We start from the raw sequence: 1519 nt of genomic DNA, 5'->3' as shown, positions 1-1519 counted from the left end.
ACTTTCATCCCTATGGGCTGCAAAGTGTAGTGGGCTCTTCGAGGACTCTCCGAGGGGGAACGTCTCCTGCGGGAGAGCTAATCGAGTTCACGTTTGCGAAGCAATGAAAGCCCCAGTGGGGCTTTTAAGTGACCGAACGGTCTTGCGCCAGCAAGATGGAGGGGCCTCGCCCCGACAAGTTCGCACAATGCGAACTTGATTGCTCCGTACGCATCTGAAAAAATTGCGTACGGACTTCAAATAACCTGTACGGTCTGTACGACGTACAGGAATCCAAGATATAAACGATACCACGTTTTAATTTGCTTCGATTCGCCGTACGGGTGCGTACAAGTACAGACCGTACAGGTTGTACGAACTTCTTCCGTAAAAAATGCACTTTTTACGGGCAGGGGTGGACAAGCGGTTCGATGCCTACAAAACCCCGCACCCTGCGGCCACCGGGCAGGTAGATGTTGTTGGTTGCTTCAAGATTGTAGCGGCGGTCATTCTGGCGCAGCTCTGCGCTGAAACGGATGGCAGATACGCTGTGACAGGCGTTGTCCTCGCACCACTGCTTGTAAATGTCGTAGAACTCCTTGGAGCTGATGGAGTAGTCCGCCTTGAAGCGGAAATAGCCCTCGGACTCCATGAAGTCGATGACGTTGTTGCTGCTGCGCTTGATGGTGTCCACGTTGGCGGCGGCTCGTTCGCTGACCGTGAAGCGGAAATCGTTCTGCACCAACCGGTGCAGTCCTTCCAGACACCACAGCAGGATGCCCTCCAATTCGGCACACATCTTCTCCACAAGGAAGGGGTCGTCCGTGCGGTCGGCAGGCTTGTCCTTGGTGGTCAGGATGAGCTGGCGGCGGAAAAAGCCGTCCGAATGGTCGTACAGCGAGGTCAGCGCACCGTTGCCGAAACAGAGGAATCGGGCGTAAATGTCCCGCTGGTAGCTCTGGACACCTTTGCGCTCCAAGTCCAGCTTGGCTTCGGCAGTGACAATCGTTTTGATATAGTTGGTCTTGGGCAGGGCGTTCATGTCCATATCGTCATCGATCATCAGCAGGCGGCGTTCCAGATCGGCACGGGCAAAACGGTTGTTCTCCACTTTCTGGACGCTGCCGTTGCTGGCGGCATCCCCCATGAGCCGTTTCAGTATCAGCCCGATGCGGGATTTGCCCTCGCCGCCCTTGCCGACAATGAGCATCATCTTCTGTCCCTTGGTGCTGGGGATCAGGCAGTAGCCCAGATACTCCTGCAAGGTGGGGATGTCGGCATCGTCCAGCAGCTCGTGCAGAAAGGTCAGCCAGCGGTCAGGGCTGGCGGCTTTGGGGTCATACCTCACAGGCAGGCGGTTCTGGCAGAACAGGCGGCTCTCCTGAAAAGAGCCGTCAGGCAGATGGTACACGCCGTTCTGGAGGTGGATGCAGTCCTGTTCGATGGGAAACGGGTCGGAAAAAGCCAGCAGCTTGATGGTCTCCAGAATGTTGGTGACCTTTTTGGACAGGCCGGAGGTGACATATTCCTCGATGTTCTC

General features: G+C 56.0%; 1 protein-coding gene. It reads right to left on the bottom strand.

Features of this window, described 5'->3' with window-relative positions:
- Positions 1-382: 382 nt before the first annotated feature.
- Positions 383-1519 (bottom strand): DNA primase family protein (locus tag WMO17_RS13025; RefSeq protein WP_349138323.1); only part of this gene is annotated, 1137 nt, incomplete at its 5' end.

The organism is Faecalibacterium faecis (assembly GCF_040096475.1).
Classification (GTDB): Bacteria; Bacillota; Clostridia; order Oscillospirales; family Ruminococcaceae; genus Faecalibacterium; species Faecalibacterium taiwanense.
The sequence above is the reverse complement of the archived record's forward strand: the minus strand, read 5'-3'. Positions and strand labels throughout refer to the sequence as shown.